We start from the raw sequence: 22,379 nt of genomic DNA, 5'->3' as shown, positions 1-22,379 counted from the left end.
CGATGCCGCTCGATCGGTGGTTGTTTCAAGGCATGATGAAAATGAATATGACTGTAGCAGGTCAGGCGGCCTTGGGAAATGCTTTTTTCTGGACTGCAAGTACGCCTAGCATTATCTGGAAATTAGTTGGTTTGCCCATTTTTGGTGATGGTTGTTAAGTCTGAAATCCACGATCGATCTCGCTTGTCTACTCGTTCCCAGGCTCTGCCTGGTAACGCAGATCCGGAGGCTCTGCCTCCAATTACTCGTATTACTCGTTCCCAGGCTCTGCCTGGTAACGCAGATCCGGAGGCTCTGCCTCCAATTACTCGATTACTCGTTCCCAGGCTCTGCCTGGTAACGCAGATCCGGAGGCTCTGCCTCCAATTTTACCAGAGAAACAAGGCTCTTTTTCCAAGTAAACCAAGCGAGGCAGAGCCTCTGGAGATTGATTCCCAGGCAGAGCCTGGGAACCAGTTTAAATCGCAGAGTTTGATAACCAGTAAAATTAAAAACAAAAAGTAGGGGGTTTTATGGCTACTGTTGATGAAAAAAGTATGGTTCCTACAATTTTAATCGGAGTAGGAGGAACGGGTAATGAAGTGCTAGCAAGAGTGCGCCGTTTAGTAGAAGAAACTTACGGAAGCTTAAAGAACTTTCCAATTATCAGTTTTCTGGTAATTGATACAGACAAAGATTACAAACTAAGCAACCCTGCAGCAGGCGGAACTCCATTTAAGGACAACGAGAAATACTTTGCTAAAGTCAGCGGTAATGAAGTTGAAAATATCATGTCCAATATGGGCAACTTCCCCTGGATCGAAGCTTGGTTTCCTAATGAATTAGAGCGCAACATGACGGCTTTAGAAGCGGGTGCTGGACAGATTCGTGCCTGCGGTCGGTTTGCATTTTTCTGCAACTATCACAAGATTAAACAAGCATTTAATGGGGCGTGCGATCGCGTAAAAGGTCACGACAATTGGATGTTGGAAAAATACAACGTCAAGGTAAACACGAACTCCATCAACGTGTTTATCACCGGCTCAATTTCTGGTGGCACCGGTAGCGGGATGCTGATCGATATTGGCTATGCTGTCCGCAAGTGGCTGCAAGGATCATCGAGCGTGACAACTACAGCGATTGTGCCGATGCCTAACGCTTTTGCTGGCATCAATGTAGGCGATCGGGTTGTGGCTAACGGTTACGCAGCCTTAATGGAATTGAGCTATTTTTCCGACTACCGCACAGAATATGCAGTTCAATACAGCGCCGGTTTGATAGATGAAATCCGCGACAAAAGACCTGCTTTTGACTTTACTTATTTAGTCGGAACTAAAAACGGTGAAACTGAATTTCCCCTAGACCAAATTCGGGAAATGATCGGTCAGAATATCTTTCTGGACTTGACCTCAGATTTTGCTCCCCACAAGCGATCGATCCGAGATAATATTAAAGGTTCTTGGGCTGCACAAGACCCTGGTGGTCGCGGCTATTCCAAACAATTTATGAGTTTTGGGCTGTCAACAATTGAAATTCCGATCGCCCAAATTCGCACATCTTTATCCAATCGGCTAGCTGCTGATTTTGTGACTTGGTGGCTGAACGAATCTGTGCAATTAGTTCCCAATCTCTTGGAGGTGGTACAAAGTGACCTCAAACGGGTTCGGTTGACAGAAATGGAAATGCTGACTGATTTGAGCGCTGCGGGCGATAAATCTTATTTAGCAGAACTTTCCAACTGGGTAAACAGCATCCGCAACGAAATTAATGCAGATAAAAAAATGCAATGCACCCAACAAGGATTCTTGGGTATTTTCGGCTCGGAAAAAGGTAAGATTCTGCAATTTGTCAATTACTTGCAGAAAAAAGTTGAGGAATATCGCAGCGATCACCTGCGCGAAATGAGTCCCGACGAACGGCTGCACGGCGATTACCTGCAAAAAATGTACGATAACCGCAACCAGATTATCAAAAAAGGACGCAAAAGCCTAGAAGCGGAGTTTTACACGATTCTGGAAGACCGCAACAAAGGGCCTAAATTTGCCGATGCTTTTATCACCACAGTGCGGCAGATTTTTGAGAATGCTGTTGAGAAGTTTCGCCGGGAAGCCGAAAAAGTTTGGGAGCCAAATGAGGATCGCTTTCAGCAACAATACCAAAAGGGTTTGGAAGAGATTAGACACTTTCAAGAGCAGTTTGGTTTGAGCAAACAAGATGCTATGGAAAAGTATTGTGCTACGGCTCTGGGCGGGTTAGAGGGGAGTTTGATTGCAATTGTTCAGCGCAAATCTAGAGCGTTGGGATTGGAAGTAATTGTCAGGCTGCAAGAGCATTTAACAGAGTTGGAAGGCCGTTTGGCTCGCTTAAATCAGAAGTTGCGCCAAAATCGCGATGACTTTCAAACAGCAGCAGACAAACAAGCAAGCAGTGCTGATGTGCTTGTAATTAACGGTATCAAATTGTTTGACCGCCAGCAGCTAAATGACTTGTACCGAGATGCGATCGAGCAATTAGCAGGTGCTTCCGAAGGTGCAAAAAGCAAGTATGAGTTGGGGATGGACGGAGTTTGCAGCAATTTGTCGAGTCAAGTGCTCGCAGAAGCTAGTCCGCTGTGGAAACAAAGCCGGCAAGCGGATGAGGTGATGCGGCTGTTTGATTTGCCGCAATTGCAGGACGTGCAAGATCCAGATTTCAAGGAAATTATCGATCGAAAAACGCGGTTGGTAATTAAGAATGTACCTAACAGCAGTCGCTTGAAGCGAGATTTGGGAGCCTGCGACGGACTGTTCAAAATGTTTAAAAATGACGAAGGTGACATCCGCAGTCAATTGGCGATCGCCTACGACAAATCTAAACCCTTAATTTTGCTTTCCAGACCCATTATGAGTGGTAAAGATGCAGGGTTTACGGAAGCACTCAACACCAAAGCTGCCCTCGTTGGCGGGCGTAACGGCACTGAAGCAGCCGCCATCAAATTAATTCCTTTGCTCCGAGAACGGGTGGGTAGCAATGATGCAATTACCCCGCTGGGAGAAGACGAACGCCACCGGATTGTTTTTGTGCAAGAAGTCGGCGGTTTTTCGCTGCGCTGTATTGAAGGAATGCGTGAATTGCGACAGTCTTATCAAGATTGGAAAGGGCAATCAATTCAAGCAAAACGGGCAAAAGCGAAGGGAGAAAGCAAAGATCCTCCGATCCCAGTTCATATTCAAAAAGAAGCGCCTTTTTGGGATGTGTTTCCAGAGGATCCGAAGATTTTACAATTGGTGGTGCAAGCACGAGCATTAGGAGTTATCCGGCGGGAAGAAAACCGCAATACGAAGGAAAATGTGATTCGCTACACGGTAAGAAATGTGCTGGGTCAAGAGAATGTAGACCTGGCTTCGAGTTGGGAAGAAACGGTGCAACTTTTGGAAGTTGTGGCCTGTCGTCCTGACAAAGAAGAGATTCAAAAACAGGTGACGGCAATCCTGAATGCGACGGAAACTTTGCCACAAAAACAACAGCTATTCAGCCAGTTGAAAGCATATCTCGACGAGCGGGAAATTGAGTTAGACAAAGAAGGAGGAAATGAAAGCCCTGTTTATAAACGAGAGCTGAAGATTATTCAAGAGGCGATCGAAACTTACAAGTTGTCTGCGCCGGAACCCGGAAAAACTCCGCCGCCGCCTCAACCAAGTGGAACGGCAGCACCTCCAGAATTGGGCAGCATTTATACCGCTCCTACTGTGATTAATGCTCCCGCTGGTAATGCTGCACCGCCAATTCAACCGCCGACAGTACCTGCACCAGACTTTGTATTTTGTACTAGCTGCGGCCACAAAAATCCAACGAGCTCGAAATTTTGTGCTAAGTGCGGTACGCGGTTAACTCAAGTTGGTTGAGGGTTTTTGTAGTTATGCTAGGGCGAGAAACCGGGTTTCTACGATTTTTGCGTTTGGTAACGATAAATCTACAAAGAAACCCGGTTTCTGAGGTCACATAGCTAGCTGAGGTAGGGATAAACCGGGTTTCTACGAGTTACTCGTTCCTAGGCTCTGACTGGGAACCAGTTATAGAAACAGGATTAGTAAATAGTGATGATACCAGAACTATCGGCTGGAACTTCGATTGAAAATCGCTACGAAATTACTCGTTCCTAGGCTCTGCCTGGGAACACATATCTAGAGGCTCTGCCTCTAATCATAGCAAGCGAGGCAGAGCCTCTGGACATCGGTTCCCAGGATCTGCCTGGGAACCAGTTAAAACCAGTTAAAGCGAGGCAGAGCCTCTGGACATCGGTTCCCAGGATCTGCCTGGGAACCAGTTAACCAGTTAAGGAAGTATAGAAGCAGGATTAGAAAATAGTGATAATACCAGAATTATCGGCTGGAACTTTGATGAAAAATCGCTACCAAATTGACCGACTTTTGGGTCAAGGTGGATTTGGTCGCACCTATTTAGCGTTAGATCGAAAAAATAATCATAACTGCGTTCTCAAGGAGTTTGCTCCGAGCAATACCACGGCTGCGGCATTGCAAAAAGCTAGGGAATTATTTGAGCGAGAAGCCAAGATTTTATCCACGCTCAATCACCGCCAAATTCCGGAGTTTCTGGATTGGTTCGAGGAAAATGGGCGCTTGTTTATTGTGCAGGAATTTGTCAACGGTACAACTTACGAAGTTTTACGTAAAAGTAAAAGTTTCTGTGAAAAAGATATTGTTGAATGGCTGCGGGAACTTCTGGAAGTGCTCCAGTATATTCACGGAAAAGGGATTATTCACCGAGATATTTCGCCGGATAATATCATGCTGCCAAATGGTAAACCAAAACCGGTGTTGATTGATTTTGGGGTGGTTAAATATGCGGAGACACAGCTTGCAAATGGCGGGGGTGTTGCTAATTCTCACCAACCTACGCAGGTGGGAAAAGCAGCTTATTGTCCGTCGGAACAGTTGCGGGGCGGCGAGTGTTACCCGAATAGCGATCTTTATGCTTTGGCTGTGACGGCGATCGTCTTGTTAACTGGTCGAGAACCAAATACTTTGATTAATTATGATGGGGAGTGGGAGTGGCGATCGCACGCGAATGTCACGGACAAACTGGCTGGGATACTTGATAGGATGTTGGAGAAAAAACCGAGCGATCGCTATCAGTCAGCGAGAGATGTCTTAAATGCTCTCGATAATAATAGCAAAACACAAGGAAAAAATTTTATGGGTCAATTTAATAGTGATACTGAAATTAGTTCAGATCCCGGACAATCTACAACTGAAATTTCTACAGGCAATCAATACTCGCCTGCAAGCAATCAATATCCAGACAATCCATACAATCCTAAACCGCCCGATCGCAATTCAAGTCAATGGAAAACGATCGCCCTAATTGCTTTGCCAATTCTGCTGCTAGTCGGTGGAGTTGCCGCCCTTGAGTCGCCCCGCATCGGTTTTTTGTGCGGTGCTCTCAATAACTGTGCAGCGGATAAACCCTTTAATGAAAGTTACAACAGCGCGGTCAAACAGGCTGGTGACGCTCGTGTTTTAGGGCAAAATGCTCAAACAGCCCAAGAGTTGGAGACGGCTCGCGATCGCATGAAAAGCGCGATCGACCAACTATCCAGCATTCCGCAAACTGCCAAAGTCTACCCCGATGCCCAAAAGCTGCTACCTTCCTATCAAAGCGAGTTGACGGCGATGGAAGCGCGTTTGACAAGGGAACAACAAGCCCAGAAACAGTTAGAAGAAGCTATGGCGATCGCAGCCGATGCGCCAAAAGCAACCGAATTGTCAACACAGAAAGATTTGTGGATTCAAGCAGCAGACAAACTCAAAGCAATTAGTTCCGATTCCTTCGTTGCTGACAAAGTGAAAACTCTTTCTGCAGAGTACGATCGGCAAATTCAAAACATTGAAACTTCCATCCGCCAATCCCCCAGCCCCGAACCGCCGAGTCCCGAACTCGCACCAACTCCTGCTGACGACCTTTTTAAACTCTCACCCGATAACCGCGAACCCTCACCAGCGCCAGAAGTCTCGCCCTCTCTCCCCAATGCCCCAACTCCTAAAGACGACCAACCCCTCTTTTAATCTCGCCCACTAAGAAAATTACTTTCAAACCCTATCTTTTGAGAAATAATTTTGCTATAATCCCCATACAGATGTCACAGTTACGATCGCCACTCATACCAAATCCAGGTTACTTATCCCCTCGATCGCGAGCCTGAAAGTAGGGTGCGTCGCCGCGAACAATTCTCGCTATGAATCGAGATGAAACTCGCGACGCACCCTACCCATCATCGCCAGGATGGCTGACTCGGATTTGGTATCATATCGTGTCTGGTCGATTGCCATAATAAAAAAGGTTGGTAGTGCGGACTAAAGTCCGCTGCATTTTGCGGACTTTAGTCCGCACTACGAACCTCGCTTCACCTATTTTGAATCAGCTATCAAATCAAACAAATCCATCAAACAAATTAAGGAATAAAATTGCCAATGAAAATTCAGCCACTGAGAACGTTGATTGCTGCGTCGGCGATCGCACTTGCTACCACAATTGTTGCTAGTATTCCGACTCCCGCGCAAACCACGGGCTTTGTCTGTGGGAAAATTGCAGGTGCGCCAGCAACTATTTTGCAAAGACCGGGCGGCAACGTCACAGTAATCAAGTGGATTTCTAATAGTTTTTCGGATTCTGGATTCGATGCTCAGCGCCGGTGCCAACTGGTATCTGACAGATTTCAACAGTATCACAAAACGGGAACGCTCAAATACTTGACAACCGGAGTGATCAACCGACAATCGGTAATTTGTGTTGCCAACCGTCGGGGGGGCGACTGCGCCCGCGAGTTGCCGAACAACGGCTTGTTATTTACAGTGAAACCGGGAGTTGATGCGCGAGATACATTAAAACGGCTGTTGAATTTGCGCGATCGAGCCAGCACAAATGCACTCAACGAAAGCGCGCCTTCTAGTCGAGTACAAGTCGAAATTAACGATCGGCTTTACCTCGACATGGCCGAATATCTCAACAGCCAACCGACAGAAGCTGCATCTCCGCAGTCTGTGGAATCGGATGCTAACAACCAACTTTTTTAAGATGGGACGGCGGTTGAAACCGCACAAACAAATGAATTCCACCGGCACCTGCAGGTTTTGTTTGATTTTCTGACGGTTTCAACCGCCCGGTCTTCTTTTCATGGCAAAGGAGGTGATTTGTGAAACTTTGGGTATTGAATTCAATTCCAACAACATTAGCATTTACCTTGGCAAGCACAATTACTTTTAGTAGTGCCAGTAACGCTAGAGAATTAACTTTTTTTTGCGGTACTGTTGATGGCGAACCAGCAATCATCGCTGAAACACCGCAGGGCAATATCCCAGCAATTAGATGGGTATCGAGCGATTTCCTAGTTTTAGGAATTAATTCTCGATCGCAGTGCGAAGAAATGGCCCAAAAACTTCAAAAAGATTGCGCTAGACAAATACCTGGCAGCCAGCAAACAGCAATTTGCAGCATTATTCAAGGAGGTAGTTTCGACAGGGGAAATGCGCTAAATTTTGATTTAGAAACGGATGATGCGGATAAAATGACACCTCTTTGGGGCTCAGACATTCAACTCTCGAAAGCCCCGGAAACATCGCCAATGTTTCCTGTTTGTATTCAGATGAATGTTTTTCTAAATGGGTTGGCCCCAGCAGTCGCAGTTCCGGGCGATCCAAATATTTTCGCCGCTCCCCCATCTGGGGACAACATCAAACGCGAACCAGAGCCGGCGGGTTCTTTGTGGTAAAAAATATCTGGCTAATTCGGTAGATAGAAATCAAAAATAATTCCTTAAGATTAGGGATGGAGTGTATGACAATTAAGTTTAAATACGGACTTTCAGCGGCGCTGATCGGTGCAACAATTGCGATCGTACAAATGCAAAATGCTGTAGCACAATCAGCAGAACAAGTCAACAAAATTGCCGAACAAATTACAGTATTAATCGAAGGAGAACAAAATCAGGGTTCGGGGATAATTATTGCTAGGGAAGGAAGTACCTATTATGTACTGACTGCCAAGCACGTAATAGCGGGAGGAGGCGAATTTAAAATTGTCACGCCCGATCGCAATTCCTTCCGATTCGACAGCAGCAACACGATCCAATTGCCGGGAGTCGATTTGGCGATCGCGCCCTTTGTCAGCTCGGGCAATTACGAGATAGCACAGTTGGGAGATTCTAAAACAGTCAACGTAGGAGAACAAGTCTACGTTTCCGGCTGGCCAAAGCCAGGGGAAACGATTAACAGACAAATTCGTCAGATGACAGCAGGACAAATTTCAGCTCGCGAACGGGTAAATGACGGGTATGAATTGATCTATACAAACCCAACTCGTCAGGGAATGAGCGGCGGGCCGATCCTCGATGTTCGCGGCCGCGTGATTGGGATTCACGGACGTACAGATGCCAACAGAGAAGATACGATCGCGAAAGCGTGGGTAAACTTGGGAATTCCGATCAATACATTTGTGGAACTCGCTCCTAAAGCTTATGCCGAACAGGGCAAAGAAAAACTCAAACGGCAAAACTATCAAGGGGCGATCGCCGATTTCAGCCAAGGACTGCGATTCAATCAAAACTCCGCCGATGTTTTTAACGGTTTAGCTTATGCAAACTTCGCTCAAAAAAATTACAAAGCAGCCCTAGAAAATGCCATCAAAGCTATCCAAAACAATCCCCAATTAGCCGAAGCTTACCGCGTTCGGGGCGCTAGCAATGCTCAACTGGGAAATCATAAAGAGGCGATCGCCGATTTCGATCGAGCTATTCAAATCAATTCTAACTTTGCAGATGCCTACGGTCTCAGGGGAGTCAGCCGAGCTCAAATCAAAGATTATATAGGAGCCAACACCGACATTGCCAAAGCCATCGGCCTGGCTCCCAACAGCGCGGTGGGCTACAACCGCCGCAGCGAAGTCCGCCGCATCGTCGGGGACAACGAAGGAGCGAATGAGGACGCTCAAAAAGCAGCATCCCTCGATCGAGGATTTGGGAATGAAGACGGCTTCCAAATGGCACTCAACAGCGGACTGGGAATCTCTTTGTCTCAAAACCAAATTGCCAGAAACCAAGTTGATAGAGTGCAGCCACAGCGGCCGGCCCCGACTATTGCTCAAACACGTCCAGTAGCAAATAACTCCCTAGAAGCAAAGCAACCAACAGCCGCACCAGCGCCGACACCAAACCCCCAGCCGCGCCGTCAGCCAGCACCTGTGGCGGTACGACAGGCGACATCGCCAGGAGCAGAATCAGCAATTCAAGCCTTAATTCGCGGCCAGCAAACTTTCCGCACGCGCAACGGTGCATTTACCGGTACCGTCAGTTTGCTGCAACGCTCTTTCAACATTCAACTTCCCATGTCAAAGTTCAACTTTGCCATCCACACAACTACTAGGGGAGCATATCACTATGCTATACCTGTGAGTTCCAGCCAAAAAGCCTATGTGGGAGCGGTGTTTTTGACAGAAGCAGCTACTAATAGCAATCCTGTCACAGTATCGATCGTCTGCGAAACCGATGAAGCCAGCAACATCCGCCCGCCAGATCCGCTGTATGTACAGGGTGTGCCGGTTTGCCGTCCGGGTACCTCGCCGGTGGGTGCGAGCAGTTTGCAGTCGGGAAATTCTGAGCCTCTAACCAATAACCCGCCTGTTTCTGAAAGGGAATGGTAACTTTTGTTGCCAGAAAAATAGAGATTTAAAAGGTAGAATCTCTGAAAAAATTGTTGGATAGCTTAATTTTTTGAATTGTAAATATTGAACGCCAGAAGCGGTGATAATTATGAAGAAATACAAGTTATTGAGTTCGATGGTGGCTGCTGGTTCGATCGCAATTGCTGTAAGTGCGATCGCAACTGATGCTAGCGCTCAAAAAACCACAATTCAAACCAAAGCCTTTGTCTGCGGCACAAGCAACGGCGCTCCCGCAACCATTGCTCAGACTAATCGCGGTGACGTACCGGTGATCCGGTGGACTTCCGATCGTTTCCGCGAAGCCGGCTACAGTCCACAACGGCGCTGTCTTGAAGTATCAGCAAGGTTCCACCAATACTTCCGAAATCAAAAACTCAACTACCTGACTACTGGTATTATGAACAACCAGCAAGTCGTTTGCGTAGCAAACGGTGAAGGAGGAAATTGTACTGGATTGCTGTTCACCCTCAAACCGGGGAGCGAGCCCAATCAAGTATTAAAAAATTTACTTGCTGTGCGCGTCCGCGCCTCCGGGCCGCTCAACGAAAGCGCGTCTCGTGTTTATATAGACATGAGCGAATATCTCCAACAGGCTGCTGTAGAAGACCCGCAGAATTCCCAATCCGATAACCCCGTCTGGTAAGACTTCCGTAAATTCTGTAACATTAATGAATTGGTTTCCCCTAGCGTTCTTCAGTTGTACTGCTGGCTTGTTAACCGGAGTAGCAGTTCAACTACACAATCGAGGTTTCTCAGCAGCAGAACTTGTCCGCACAGATTTATGGCAGCAACCTCAAGCATCTATATTTCAACTAGGCAAGCCACCTGTGAAGTCACCAGCAGCTCAACCGCTGAATTTACCCGCCAAACCCCTAAAACCGTCAGTGCAAAACCAGGGAGAATCGCTTCCTCAGAGTGCGGGAGATTTAGCCCAAAAAGCTATGCTCCAAACAGCTCGTTCAATTACCGTGAAAGTGCTTGCAGGAGACAGTTGGGGTTCCGGGACGATCGTTGAGAGACAAGAACAAGTTTATACTGTGCTCACCAACGACCACGTATTAGAGTCAGCAAAAACATATCGAATCCAAACTCCCGACGGCAAAATTTACTCCGCCACCCGATATTTAGCAACTCAATTTGTAGGCAAAGATTTAGCACTATTGCAATTTCGCAGTACCCAATCCGACTACAAAATAGGCGTGCTAGGAAGTTCTTCAACAGTCAAAGAAGGAGACCAAGTATATGCTGCCGGGTTTCCTTTTGAAACTGCAAAATCAGCAGATGCAGCGGGATGGAAATTCACGACCGGACGAGTATCGCTCATACCTGAAAAATCCCTGGAGGACGGCTATCAACTGGGTTATAACAATCAAATAGAAAAAGGCATGAGCGGCGGGCCAGTGCTGAATTTAGCCGGTGAGGTGGTAGCTGTGAACGGAATGCACGCTTACCCGCTTTGGGGAGATCCTTATGTGTTTCAGGACGGCTCGAAACCTTGTGAACCAATGCGGCAATTGATGGTGCGATCGAGTTGGGGAATTCCCATCGAAAAGTTTTTGCAATCAGCACCGCAGTTCTCGACTAAAAAAGCTGAAAAAACGCCTAAAAATATCAGTTTAGATCCACCATCTCAGTTGTTGGCTCAGCAGTCGGAGAAATCTAATTTAACAGTTTCCCAAGCTGTTTCTAACACTGCTAAACTGATGCGGCAACAGGCGGCGGCGGCGAAAAGTTGCACTCAGCTTTAGTTTACTCTCAGGTTCTCCAGTTTGTTTTTAGCAGGCGAGAAACCCGGTTTCTACGAATTTTGGCTTTGGTAACGAGAACTTTACCAAAAAACCGGGTTTCTGAGGTTGTCGTGTTTGTTTTTACAACAAATCTTTCAATTTTTCATCTTCTCCCAACACTTTGATGACCTGTTTAATCTCCTGAGTTCTATCTTTTTTCACAATCAAAGTCACATTCCCATCTCTGACAACTACCACATCTTCTAAACCAATGGTGACAATCACTTCATTGTCATCCGCTGCGTAGAAAATGCCGTTTTTGGTGTCAATTCCGACGTGTTTTGCTAATTCCACATTCGGCTTGTCTCCTTGCAGCAAACGGGCGATCGCATTCCAATCTCCCAAATCGTCCCAACTAAAGCCTACGGGCAACACACAGGCTTTTTTCGTCTTCTCCATCAGCGCGTAATCGATGCTAATTTTTGGCAATTCGGAGTAAGCAGCAGCGCCTTTTGCTTCCAAAGCTGCCATCATTTCCGGTACATGATTTCGCAATTCTGTCAATACTGTTCCGACTCGAAATACAAAGATTCCGCCGTTCCAGCTAAACTTACCGCTGGCGACAAATTCCTCAGCCGTGGCCCGATCGGGCTTTTCAGTAAACCTCGCCACCCGATACGCCGGAAAACCACCAAAACTGCCGATTTCTTCGCCTTGTTCGATGTAGCCGTAGCCAGTGGAAGCATAACTCGGTTTGACACCCAAAGTGGCGATCGCATCCTGATTTTTCGCCAAATCCGCCGCCGCCTCCAAAGTCTTGACAAACTCCTGCGGTTCCCCAATCCAGTGATCCGCCGGGAAAAAACCCACAACCGCATCCTCACCGTAACGCTTCGCAGTTTCTATAGCAGTCCAAGCCACCGCCGGCGCAGTATCCCGGCCCTCCGGTTCCGCCAGCAAATTCTGGGGCGACAACAGCGGCAACTGTTCCCGAACCCCGTCGGCCAACATTTCCGACGTTACCACCCACAAATCCTCCCAACCGTTACCTAATTCCAAAAGTCTTTCAGCAGTAGCTTGCAGCAAACTCTTGCCGCTACCGTCAAGACTCAAAAACTGCTTGGGGCGCTGTTTGCGACTCAGCGGCCAAAAACGTTCGCCTTTACCGCCGGCCAGAATCACAGGAATTAAGGTTCTACTCATTGTTTAAAGTTTAAACAGTTCACATCTATTTTGCCTTGATACCTAGAGGGTGTTTGTAAAGAATTACTGAGAAAGATTGACTGTTGACTGTTGACTGTCTCGCTATATACCGGTTCTGTGTAACATGAGGTGCTCTGCTTCGAGCGGTAATAGGCAATAGGTAATAGGTAATTGCAGGATTGGTAATTAAGAGGAGGGTTATACCAATTTTTTATGAGGCTGCATAGAATGCGATCCCCCCGGCGCCCTCCTTACCTTATCCGAAACGAAAAGTTTGAAACACAAAGCGGGCAATGAAAATGGCTGCCAAAATCCAGGTGACAACAGAGACTTCGCTCGATCGACCTTTAACCAACTTAGTAAAGGGATAGAGAATTAATCCGGCTGATAACCCAGCCGCGATCGAAAAGCCCAACGGAATGAAAAATATCGTCACAAAAGCAGGAATAGCTTCGGTTAAATCGTCCCAGTTAATGCTCGTAATGCTACTCATCATCAAGACTCCGACAATCAGCAGCGCTGGGGCTGTCGCAAAGGCAGGAATAGCTTCAAAAATTGGCACGAATAGTAGCGCCACCAAAAACATGATAGCTGCGATCGCAGCCGTAAAGCCTGTCCGCCCGCCCTCAGCCACTCCGGCTGCTGACTCAGCAAAAGTTGTCACCGTCGAGGTGCCCAAAACGGCTCCTACGGTTGTACCGATCGCATCTGCCATCAGCGCCTGATTAGCACGCGGCAGTTCGCCATTCTCGTCGATATAACCTGCTTGTGTCCCCACACCAGACAAGGTACCGATCGTATCGAACATATCCACAAATAAAAATACCAGCATCGCCGCTAAAAAATCGATGAAGTTGCTGGGATTGACTCCCGACAAGCCCACAAAAGCCTGACCAAATAAATGAGACGGAAAGGTGGGAATAGCAGCAATCCCGCTGGGTGCAGGTGTGACTCCTAATATCCATCCCAAGATAGCGGTTCCGGCTATACCCCAAAGCAAAGCACCTTTAACCCGACGAACAATGAACATCACCGAGATGAAAATGCCAAACGTTGCTAACAGTGTTGCTGGTTCTCGGAAACTGCCGAAGGAAGTTTTGGTTACTTCGTTGGCGACAATCAAACCAGCCCCCCCAACTTTCACCGCACCGCTGAGTCCGATATAAGCGAGAAACATACCAATCCCAACCGTGGTGGCTGCCTTAATCGAGTTCGGCACAGCGGTGACTAAGTGGCGGCGAATGTCGGTCAATGTCAAAGCCACGAAGATTAAACCTTCAACAAGTACGCAAGCCAGTGCAGTACGCCAATCAATTTTCAGCCCTAAAACTACTGAGTAGGCAAAAAAGGCATTTGTACCCATACCGGGGGCTAGGGCAAACGGATAATTGGCTATAAGTCCCATGCACATTGTGCCGATCGCGGCTGAAATCCCGGTCACGACAACCAGTTCCCCAAACAAATCTTTGGGCTGGTTGAGGAAGACAGCATCCGATAGAATCAGCGGATGGACAACCAGTATGTATGCCATCGTCATAAATGTCGTCAGTCCCGCTAAAGTTTCAACCCGAAAGTTAGTCTGGTAAAAATCGAAGTTGAAGTAGTTGGCGATCGCTGCGGCTGGGCCGGTATAGGTTGGTGTGTGTGGTTGCTGCTGAAGCTCTTTTTCTATGTTGCTCATTCAGTTGTCTCCAAATAAATGTTGTTCGGGCGCGTCCACCACGTTTTCCACAAACAAGCTGCGATTTTCAAAACGATCGCTGCTGTGTTTGTGTATTAAATCTGTGACTAAATTATGCGAAAGATTCAACACTTTTTGTTGTTCCAGATACAAAATAATTGATTTTTGAGAATATATAATAACTAGCTAGATACAAATAAACATTCTCCGGTCATAGAATGTTTATTGCTATCACCAGCCTAGGAATTGCTTGATTTTTAATTGCTAGGAACACAGCTTGAGGAAGTGACCCAAGTTTTTGAGTGCTCGTACAGCGTATGCCAGATTTATGAAGTAAGTAGAAAGGCGTGAATATTTGTAGTTGGTACGAGGCAGGAGTCAGGAGACAGAATGCAGGAGAGATTCTGGTTTTAGCCCCATCGATATTTCTGAACACAGTTGTGTTTTTTCCCACCGACTTAGTTACACCCCAGAAACCGGGTTTCTTTACAGTTTTATCCGGATAATATCATTTCCGGTTGCATCGGTATTATTCAAACAGCGAACGGTGAACGGTGAACAGTCAACATCAACAAAAGTGCAACCGGAATTGAGCTAACTGATTTTCTTCAATAAACCCGGTTTCACGCGTACTGCACCGTAAGGGAATACGCTATATATTTTAGATTAAAAATTGCAAATTACTGAATGTATAATGACCGCAATCGCGCGATCGCAGTTGCAGCTTTTTTGGGGAATTCCGAACAGTAGAAAGTATAAATTGAGACCTACAAGCCAAAGGTGCAAATTCTCGCATTCCTCATAGCAACTGTCAAAAGTATTCCTGCACAATAATTTTTGGTTTTTTTTGGCTCAACCCGAAGTCCAAAAAACATCTCCAACAATTCTCGATTCTCCAGGAAGCGAGCCTGCTGTTTACAAGCTTCTTAGAATTCGTATCGAATGCGTCGCCGCTCGAAAAGTCGATTGAATTTAAAAGTCAAAGAGCGGCGGCTCACCCTAAAAATAATCTTGCCTAAAAGTTGAACAATGGTATAAATTGTGACCGAGACCCAAAACGGATACCAACCCGGACGACTGCCGTGAAAAGATGAAAATTTTAAAGCTTAGTTCCAGCTATCTTCATCTGTGGAGTCAATCGAAAATGGAAAATCGACAGGGGGCGATCGCACATACTTTGTCAGGTTGCGCCCGGAAAGCCGAAAAAACTTTAAAATGAAAAAATAGTGCAGTCAAATTCACCTTCTCAGCGAACACCTGGGAATGCCAATTACCAACACCACCTCAACTTTGATTCAAGCCGAAACACTAGAACTATTAGAATGGCCCCGCCTGTGCCAGCACTTGGCTACCTTCGCGGCCACCAAACTCGGCGTCGCCGCCGCCCTTGACCTCCAAATCCCGGAAACTCAAGCTCAAACAGCAGAATTGCTCGCCCAAACTCAGGAAGCTTACCAGTTAGAGAGTCGCCCGGGCGCTGCTTTGAGTTTTGAAGGCATCCAAGACATCGGCTCTACCCTGCAACGAGCCGAACTGCAAGGTTTGCTCAGCGGGGAAGAATTGCTGGCAATTGCTACAACCCTGTCTGGAGCCAGACAATTGCGCCGGATAGTTGACTCTGCAACGGATGTGCCGATACTCAAAGAATTGGCATCTCAATTGCGGACTTATCCAGAAATCGAGCAGGAAATCCATCGCTGTATAGACGATCGCGCTCGAGTAGCAGACAGAGCCACTCCTAAATTAGGAGGAATTCGAGTGCAAATGCGGCAGTTGCGCGATCGCATTTATCAAATACTCCAAGGCATTTTGCAGCGACAATCCAACGCCGTCCAAGAACAGGTAATTACCCAAAGAAACGCCCGCTTTGTAATTCCCGTCAAAGCTCCCCAAAAAGATGCCATACCCGGTATCGTTCACGACTCCTCCGCCAGCGGCGCGACACTGTACGTAGAACCCCACAACACAGTCAATCTCAACAACCAAATGCGGCAGTTGCTCAGGCAAGAACAAGCCGAAGAAGAAGCAGTTCTCCGCGCCCTCACCCAGCAAGTCGCAGCAGTCAAACCAGATTTAGACAGATTGTTGGTGGTAGTGACAACTTTAGATTTAGCAGCAGCTAAAGCGCGCTACGGTTATTGGTTGCAAGCCAACCCGCCGAAATTTATCGAATTGGGAGAACCAGAATTAGCACCAAAAAATACAGATAATTTAGATGAAGAAAATTCGGGTGATGAAAATTCAGATGAGGAACAACCAGAAAAAAGCCAAGTATTAATTCGCAATTTGCGATCGCCAATTACCCTCCGTCAATTGCGCCATCCCCTATTAGTTTGGCAGCAACAGCACGAACAAGGTTTCGCAGTCGTACCCGTCGATTTAACAATCAGCCCCCAGATCCGCGTCGTCGCCATCACCGGCCCCAACACCGGCGGCAAAACTGTCACCCTCAAAACCTTGGGATTAGCAGCTTTAATGGCGAAAGCCGGAATGTTTGTCGCCGCCCGCGAACCCGTAGAATTGCCTTGGTTCGACAACATTCTTGCCGATATTGGTGACGAACAATCTTTGCAGCAAAGTTTGTCTACTTTCTCCGGCCACATCCGCCGCATCAGCCGCATTTTAGAAGTTTTGCATAATAAATCGGAAAGGCAAAGTCCAGGAGAAGGAGAAGAAAATTCCCAAATCCCAAATCCCAAATCCCAAATCCCAAATCCCAAATCCCAAATCCCAAATCCCAACTCCCAAATCCCAAATCCCAAATCCCAAATCCCAAATCCCAAATCTTTAGTTTTGCTAGACGAAGTAGGAGCGGGGACAGATCCATCTGAAGGCAGCGCATTGGCGATCGCCCTGTTGCAATATCTCGCCCAACATTCCCTACTAACAGTCGCAACCACCCACTTTGGCGAACTCAAAGCCCTCAAATATCAAGACTCTCGCTTTGAAAATGCCTCAGTAGAATTTGACGACAATTCGATGCAGCCCACCTATCGCCTGCTGTGGGGAATTCCCGGACGTTCCAACGCCCTCACCATTGCCAAAAGACTCGGTTTGCTAACATCAATAGTCGATGAAGCTCAAACCTATGTCGGGGGAGCATCTCAAGATGTCAATCAAGTGATTGCAGGACTAGAAGCCCAGCGCCGGAAACAGGAAACCAAAGCCCGAGAAGCAACTCAACTGCTACACCAAACCGAAAAACTGCACAGAGAAGTTTCTCAAAAAGCAGCAGCTTTGCAAGAGCGGGAGCGAGAACTAAAAATAGCTCAGGAAGTGGCAGTAAATGAGGCAATAGGTACAGCTAAATCGGAAATTGCTCAAATCATTCGGCGCTTGCAGTCGGGCGATAAAACGGCTCAAAATGCTCAAGTGGCGACAGATACCTTAAATCAAATTTCCCAAAAACATCTGCCCTCTCGGCAACAACCGGCGAAACCAAAACCGGCTTTTATGCCGAAAGTGGGCGATCGTATCCGCATACCCAGCCTCGGTCAAACCGCCGAAGTCCTCAGCGGGCCCGATGCTAACGAAGAATTGAGCGTGCGCTTTGGGATTATGAAAATGACCGTCAAACTGGCAGAAATCGAATCCCTCGACGGTGAAAAACCGGAAACCAAAGCTCAACTAGCCAAGGTAGCAGCCCAAGCCCAAGCAATCGCTACGGCTAAAGCCAAGCAAGCAGCGTCGGAACCTGCAAAACCCAATCCCGAAATCGCCATCCGCACTGCTAATAATTCGATCGACCTCCGGGGTGCCAGAGTCTCCGATGCCGAAATCGAAATAGACAGAGCTCTTTCCAAAGCCGTGGAATACGGAGTTTTGTGGATAATTCACGGCAAAGGTACCGGACAGTTGCGCCGCGGGGTTCACGAATTTCTCGACACTCATCCCCAGGTTTCTCGCTATGAGTTGGCCAGTCAAAAAGAAGGAGGTGCCGGTGTGACGATCGTCTTTTTGAAATAGTCAGGATTGAGGTATTTATGGTGGATTACTAATTATATGTTTGTCGGCAGCAAAACAAGCTGGAATGAATCTATGATTTGGACTGTCTGTAGCGAGTGTAAATGAGTTGTGGTTTTTTAAACGAACCGCGTTGGCGTAGCCTGCGCGAAGCGCTTAGACGCAAAGAACGCGAAGTTCGGAAACAGAAGAGGGTTTCACGACTCATTTAGATTCACTATATACTGCAAATGTGGCATAATTGAAGTTTGATTTGCCGATCGAACAAACTGCCAGATTCATGAAAAAAACTCCATCAAATGAAGTTTTGGTTGGCGACTGTCGCGAAGTGATGAAGACATTGCCAGAAAATTATATTTCTGCTTGTATCACTGACCCGCCTTATAATTATGAATTTATTGGTCACAAATGGGATGATTCGGAAATTCAAAGGCGCAGGGAAAAAGTCAATGGCAAGGGAAATAAAACCCTTGTTAAAAACATTCCCTATGGCAGTGATTTAGCAGGTGGAGTTAGAAACAAAAAATGGTATCAAAAGAATCGCAACAACACTCTGGATTATCAGAAGTGGTGCTTGGATTGGGGCGAGCAGCTTTTTCGGATCTGCAAACCGGGTGCGACAGTTTTAGTCTTCAACAGCACAAGAACTGTTGCTCACGTACAAGTAGCACTTGAAAATGCTGGATTCTATGCGAGAGATATGCTCGTTTATAAAAGATCCAGTGGTATCCCTAAAGGTGTCAATATTAAACAACAGTTCGAGAAGAAAGGATATGAAAATCCTGAACAATGGGATGGTTGGCACAGTTGTCTGAGGAACGAATGGGAAGCAATCTGCGTGCTTCAAAAACCACTCGTCAATAATTACTTAGAAACTCTACAGGAGTATGGTACAGGCCTTTTTTATACTAAAGATGGATGCGGTGGTTTTCAGTCAAATATTTTAGAAGATATACAGCGTGAGAAAACCGAGGAGTTTAACGTTCATTGCACAGTAAAACCAATCGCTCTCATGAGAAAACTGGTCGAAATATTTGTACCGCGTTTGGAAAATTCTATGCTAATCGATCCTTTCGCCGGATCGGGAACTACATTACTGGCGGCGCAAGAATTTGGGGTTAAGTATGTTGGCATTGAAATAGTACCTGACTACATAGACATTATCAACAAGCGCCTTGATAGTTTCAGCGGTGTACAGGGAATTCTCCCACTTTTCCAGTAAGAAATGACTTTAAATCAAACCCACTTATTGTTTCTATGAACTCAAACGAAGCATCGCCAGTGTAAACTCTCCAAGTCCCTACTTGGCACGCTGTAATAGCTGCAGGCAAATTATCTTGTCTAAGTATTAAAAAAACTGGCTCGTAATTATAAGTCAATCGGGTTTACTTAACGCTTTTAATGAACTTCATCTGACGATTTTTGGATAATAAAGAGGTGAAGTAGATCTTAAGAAGATTTGACCGCAGAGAACACAGAGAACACAGAGAGGGGAGGGATAAAAAGTTTTTTACGACATCCAAAACCCTCGCAATACTCTTCCCTCTGCGCCCTCTGCGCCCTCTGTGGTTCAAAACTCTTCTCTTAATCAAGTGGATGAGAAGTCAATCCGGTTTACTTAACGCTTTTGATGAACTTCATCTGACGATTTTTGGATAATAAAGAGGTGAAGTAGATCTTAAGAAGATTTGACCGCAGAGAACACAGAGAACACAGAGAGGGGAGGGATAAAAAGTTTTTTACGACATCCAAAACCCTCGCAATACTCTTCCCTCTGCGCCCTCTGCGCCCTCTGTGGTTCAAAACTCTTCTCTTAATCAAGTGGATGAGAAGTCAATCCGGTTTACTTAACGCTTTTGATGAACTTCATCTGACGATTTTTGGATAATAAAGAGGTGAAGTAGATCTTAAGAAGATTTGACCGCAGAGAACACAGAGAACACAGAGAGGGGAGGGATAAAAAGTTTTTTACGACATCCAAAACCCTCGCAATACTTTTCCCTCTGCGCCCTCTGCGCCCTCTGTGGTTCAAAACTCTTCTCTTAATCAAGTGGATGAGAAGTCAATCGGGTTTACTTAACGCTTTTGATGAATTTCATCTGACGATTTTCTGGCAATACAGCCATTTTGGGCAAGTCAGATTTTTCTTAAGTCAACTGTATTGAGTTATAAGTACGAAGTAGTGGGCCATAGGATTTGAATTTTTTCAGTGTTCCAGAATCTCCTGAGCCAATACGATATTTTGTATCTATCGCGTACCCATCAACAATCAGATCGCACGGCTCATCGCTTCCCACTTTAAATGCTGGCTGAAAACTACTGCAATATGCTTTGCACGTTTCAGTAACTAACAATTGCCAACACATACCTAACTCGCGCCCCCAATATTGCTTATTTTCTTTTTTTATGATGGGAGAGATACCAAACACATCCATTAAAATATCGTGTTCTTCATTCTCTTCTGCGTAAACTTTCTCGGTAAATGAATTTTGGTATCTTGCTAAAATTTGCTCTAGTTTTCTTTCAGTCATCATCAATTACCAGATCCGCTAAACTAACGGATAATGCCTTAGCTATTTTGCTGGCATTCAGCAGCGTTATGTTTCTTTCTCCTCGTTCAACTGAGCCAATGTAGGTACGATGTAATTCAGATAGTTCTGCAAGCTGATCTTGGGAAAGATTTCTGAGCTTTCTGAAATATCTAACTTTTTTACCAAATTGCTCGGTAATATCCATAGATTGCGCCAGATGAAGCAATGACAACTATAATCTGACAGACTATAAGTAGCGACAGACTATAAGTAGCATTCTAGGGCGCTAGGATCTTTGCATTGATATAAGTCCCGATAGTTTCAAAGCACTGATTTGATTTCGGTGACTTTGCGGCGTAGGATGGTTGGGGGTGAAAATGTTTGGGTTTTGCTGCGGTTGACCGATCGAACTTGCAACCGCAACTTTCATCTCGCAAATCCGTCCAGCATTTAGGATTGCCGGAATCAAAGCAACGAGTTATGGAGAAAAATTAACAGATCTGCTTTTGTCCGGCCATAAAGCCAAAGCAGTGCATACTGTCGATATCCTGCCTCAACCTGTCTTATTTCCCGTGCCCAAGCCATGCGCTCGACCGTAAAGCCCTCCGCTCCCACAAACGAAACGGGTTCATCTCCCAACTGGGAAGAATTGACCCAAAAAGCACCAGAACCTACCCAGTTGGACAACATTAAAGCCCAACTGGATTTAGTGCTGTTAGCCCTAGAAGCACTGGCAGAAATTGGCTCCGAGGCGATGCTCAAGGTAGCAGCCGAACTGAATTTAGAGCCAATGGTAGCCGATCGCGTCGCATTGTGGCGGCTGCGCCAATCTAACCCGCTGCGGAAAGGTCAGGGAGGGCGCAAAAAACTGGATGTGGAGGAAGCTCGATCGCTCGTTTTGATCGGCTGTAATTTAGCAAAACAGCACCAAGCTTTAATCCGCCGCGCCGTGGCTTTGCTCGAACAAATGGCAGAGCAAAACCGGGAACCTCACACAGTCGCTTTGTTGGGAGACTATATTGATAGGTTCAGCAACACTTATGCCGATCGCATGGAAGATGCAGAAAACCTATCGGCAAAAGAACTAACCAACCTAGCCCTCAAACTCCTGATAGATTTACTTTTTTACAGCAGTCCCGGCGGTCACAGACGGCTCTGGCTAGCTCTGTTAGACCGCGCTAAAAATTAGTCACCAGTCATTAGTTATTGGTTATTGCTTATTAGAACAAACAAATAACCAATAACCAATAACAAATAACAAATAACATACAGTCTTCTTGCTATGATACGCAAACGGTACACGCCCCCTACTTGCACGCTGGAAATTACAGCCAAAAGTTCGCCTCTATCTCGCTGGGCGGGCCAACCCGTATTTAAATCTTTAAATTTCGAGTTGCGGCTCGACGACCCCAGGCTACCAGATACCGAACACGTTACTCTCAGGGGCGATCGCATTCAACTCGAAACCCTCCACGAAGCAGTCAGCAACTACATCCAAAACTTGCTCGGCGAATCCCGCGATTGGGAAAGCAACCTCAACTCTCAAACCGGCATTACCGCAACAGCCCCAGACTCGCCAGA

At 46.4% G+C, this 22,379-nt stretch carries 16 protein-coding genes; 11 read left to right on the top strand and 5 right to left on the bottom strand.

What is annotated here, in order from left to right; translation table 11 throughout:
* Positions 1 to 512: 512 nt before the first annotated feature.
* From IQ270_RS18005 to IQ270_RS17975, 7 genes are all read left to right on the top strand, one after another.
* On the top strand, positions 513 to 3,863 hold the full coding sequence (locus IQ270_RS18005; protein WP_193974524.1) for a tubulin-like doman-containing protein: 3,351 nt from the start codon (positions 513 to 515) through the stop codon (positions 3,861 to 3,863).
* A 462-nt stretch (positions 3,864 to 4,325) separates the two neighbouring features.
* Entirely contained in the window at positions 4,326 to 6,044 is a 1,719-nt protein-coding gene (locus IQ270_RS18000; RefSeq protein ID WP_193974523.1) for a protein kinase, read from the top strand.
* Between the two features lie 405 nt (positions 6,045 to 6,449).
* Complete coding sequence (locus IQ270_RS17995) at positions 6,450 to 7,052, top strand: COP23 domain-containing protein (protein ID WP_193974522.1); 603 nt, start codon at positions 6,450 to 6,452, stop codon at positions 7,050 to 7,052.
* A 119-nt stretch (positions 7,053 to 7,171) separates the two neighbouring features.
* Positions 7,172 to 7,747 (top strand): COP23 domain-containing protein, encoded by a 576-nt coding sequence (locus IQ270_RS17990; protein WP_193974521.1) that lies wholly within the window; start codon positions 7,172 to 7,174, stop codon positions 7,745 to 7,747.
* Positions 7,748 to 7,812: 65 nt separating this feature from the next.
* Entirely contained in the window at positions 7,813 to 9,672 is a 1,860-nt protein-coding gene (locus IQ270_RS17985) for a trypsin-like peptidase domain-containing protein (protein WP_193974520.1), read from the top strand.
* 109 nt (positions 9,673 to 9,781) lie between these two features.
* Complete coding sequence (locus tag IQ270_RS17980; protein ID WP_228056472.1) at positions 9,782 to 10,336, top strand: COP23 domain-containing protein; 555 nt, start codon at positions 9,782 to 9,784, stop codon at positions 10,334 to 10,336.
* A 25-nt stretch (positions 10,337 to 10,361) separates the two neighbouring features.
* Entirely contained in the window at positions 10,362 to 11,441 is a 1,080-nt protein-coding gene (locus IQ270_RS17975) for a serine protease (protein ID WP_193974519.1), read from the top strand.
* 120 nt (positions 11,442 to 11,561) lie between these two features.
* Here IQ270_RS17975 and IQ270_RS17970 read toward each other — a convergent pair whose 3' ends face one another.
* From IQ270_RS17970 to IQ270_RS31975, 3 genes are all read right to left on the bottom strand, one after another.
* A complete protein-coding gene (locus IQ270_RS17970; protein ID WP_193974518.1) occupies positions 11,562 to 12,623 on the bottom strand; it encodes a mannose-1-phosphate guanylyltransferase in 1,062 nt (353 codons plus the stop codon).
* Positions 12,624 to 12,879: 256 nt separating this feature from the next.
* Entirely contained in the window at positions 12,880 to 14,304 is a 1,425-nt protein-coding gene (locus tag IQ270_RS17965) for an NCS2 family permease (protein WP_193974517.1), read from the bottom strand.
* Positions 14,305 to 14,436: a hypothetical protein gene (locus IQ270_RS31975; protein WP_255532461.1), complete on the bottom strand. Its 132-nt coding sequence runs from the start codon at positions 14,434 to 14,436 to the stop codon at positions 14,305 to 14,307. It abuts the gene before it with no gap.
* 1,158 nt (positions 14,437 to 15,594) lie between these two features.
* Between IQ270_RS31975 and IQ270_RS17960 the strand changes: the two genes are divergently transcribed.
* Together IQ270_RS17960 and IQ270_RS17955 are read left to right on the top strand one after the other, a co-directional pair.
* A complete protein-coding gene (locus tag IQ270_RS17960) occupies positions 15,595 to 18,270 on the top strand; it encodes an endonuclease MutS2 (RefSeq protein ID WP_339384217.1) in 2,676 nt (891 codons plus the stop codon).
* A 277-nt stretch (positions 18,271 to 18,547) separates the two neighbouring features.
* Entirely contained in the window at positions 18,548 to 19,489 is a 942-nt protein-coding gene (locus IQ270_RS17955) for a DNA methyltransferase (RefSeq protein ID WP_193974515.1), read from the top strand.
* A 925-nt stretch (positions 19,490 to 20,414) separates the two neighbouring features.
* Here IQ270_RS17955 and IQ270_RS17950 read toward each other — a convergent pair.
* Entirely contained in the window at positions 20,415 to 20,801 is a 387-nt protein-coding gene (locus tag IQ270_RS17950) for a hypothetical protein (protein ID WP_193974514.1), read from the bottom strand.
* Entirely contained in the window at positions 20,791 to 21,003 is a 213-nt protein-coding gene (locus IQ270_RS17945) for a helix-turn-helix domain-containing protein (RefSeq protein ID WP_193974513.1), read from the bottom strand. Before IQ270_RS17945 ends, IQ270_RS17950 begins: the two co-directional genes overlap by 11 nt.
* A 378-nt stretch (positions 21,004 to 21,381) precedes the next feature.
* On the opposite strand from IQ270_RS17945, the gene IQ270_RS17940 reads away from it, so the two are divergent.
* Complete coding sequence (locus IQ270_RS17940) at positions 21,382 to 21,987, top strand: DUF3038 domain-containing protein (protein ID WP_193974512.1); 606 nt, start codon at positions 21,382 to 21,384, stop codon at positions 21,985 to 21,987.
* A gap of 93 nt (positions 21,988 to 22,080) precedes the next feature.
* On the top strand, positions 22,081 to 22,379 hold a 299-nt coding region (locus tag IQ270_RS17935), incomplete at its 3' end, for a DUF4335 domain-containing protein (RefSeq protein WP_193974511.1).

The organism is Microcoleus sp. LEGE 07076, assembly GCF_015207455.1.
In the GTDB taxonomy this organism is placed as follows: domain Bacteria; phylum Cyanobacteriota; class Cyanobacteriia; order Cyanobacteriales; family Microcoleaceae; genus Microcoleus.
This window is presented reverse-complemented; position numbering and strand designations above follow the sequence as displayed.

Bases quoted from the DNA above. Each gene is read 5' to 3' on its own strand.
- IQ270_RS18005 (WP_193974524.1), top strand. From the start codon at position 513: ATGGCTACTGTTGATGAAAAAAGTATGGTTCCTACAATTTTAATCGGA.
- IQ270_RS17995 (WP_193974522.1), top strand. From the start codon at position 6,450: ATGAAAATTCAGCCACTGAGAACGTTGATTGCTGCGTCGGCGATCGCA.
- IQ270_RS17985 (WP_193974520.1), top strand. From the start codon at position 7,813: ATGACAATTAAGTTTAAATACGGACTTTCAGCGGCGCTGATCGGTGCA.
- IQ270_RS17980 (WP_228056472.1), top strand. From the start codon at position 9,782: ATGAAGAAATACAAGTTATTGAGTTCGATGGTGGCTGCTGGTTCGATC.
- IQ270_RS17975 (WP_193974519.1), top strand. From the start codon at position 10,362: ATGAATTGGTTTCCCCTAGCGTTCTTCAGTTGTACTGCTGGCTTGTTA.
- IQ270_RS17970 (WP_193974518.1), bottom strand. From the start codon at position 12,623: ATGAGTAGAACCTTAATTCCTGTGATTCTGGCCGGCGGTAAAGGCGAA.
- IQ270_RS17965 (WP_193974517.1), bottom strand. From the start codon at position 14,304: ATGAGCAACATAGAAAAAGAGCTTCAGCAGCAACCACACACACCAACC.
- IQ270_RS17955 (WP_193974515.1), top strand. From the start codon at position 18,548: ATGAAAAAAACTCCATCAAATGAAGTTTTGGTTGGCGACTGTCGCGAA.
- IQ270_RS17950 (WP_193974514.1), bottom strand. From the start codon at position 20,801: ATGATGACTGAAAGAAAACTAGAGCAAATTTTAGCAAGATACCAAAAT.
- IQ270_RS17945 (WP_193974513.1), bottom strand. From the start codon at position 21,003: ATGGATATTACCGAGCAATTTGGTAAAAAAGTTAGATATTTCAGAAAG.
- IQ270_RS17940 (WP_193974512.1), top strand. From the start codon at position 21,382: ATGCGCTCGACCGTAAAGCCCTCCGCTCCCACAAACGAAACGGGTTCA.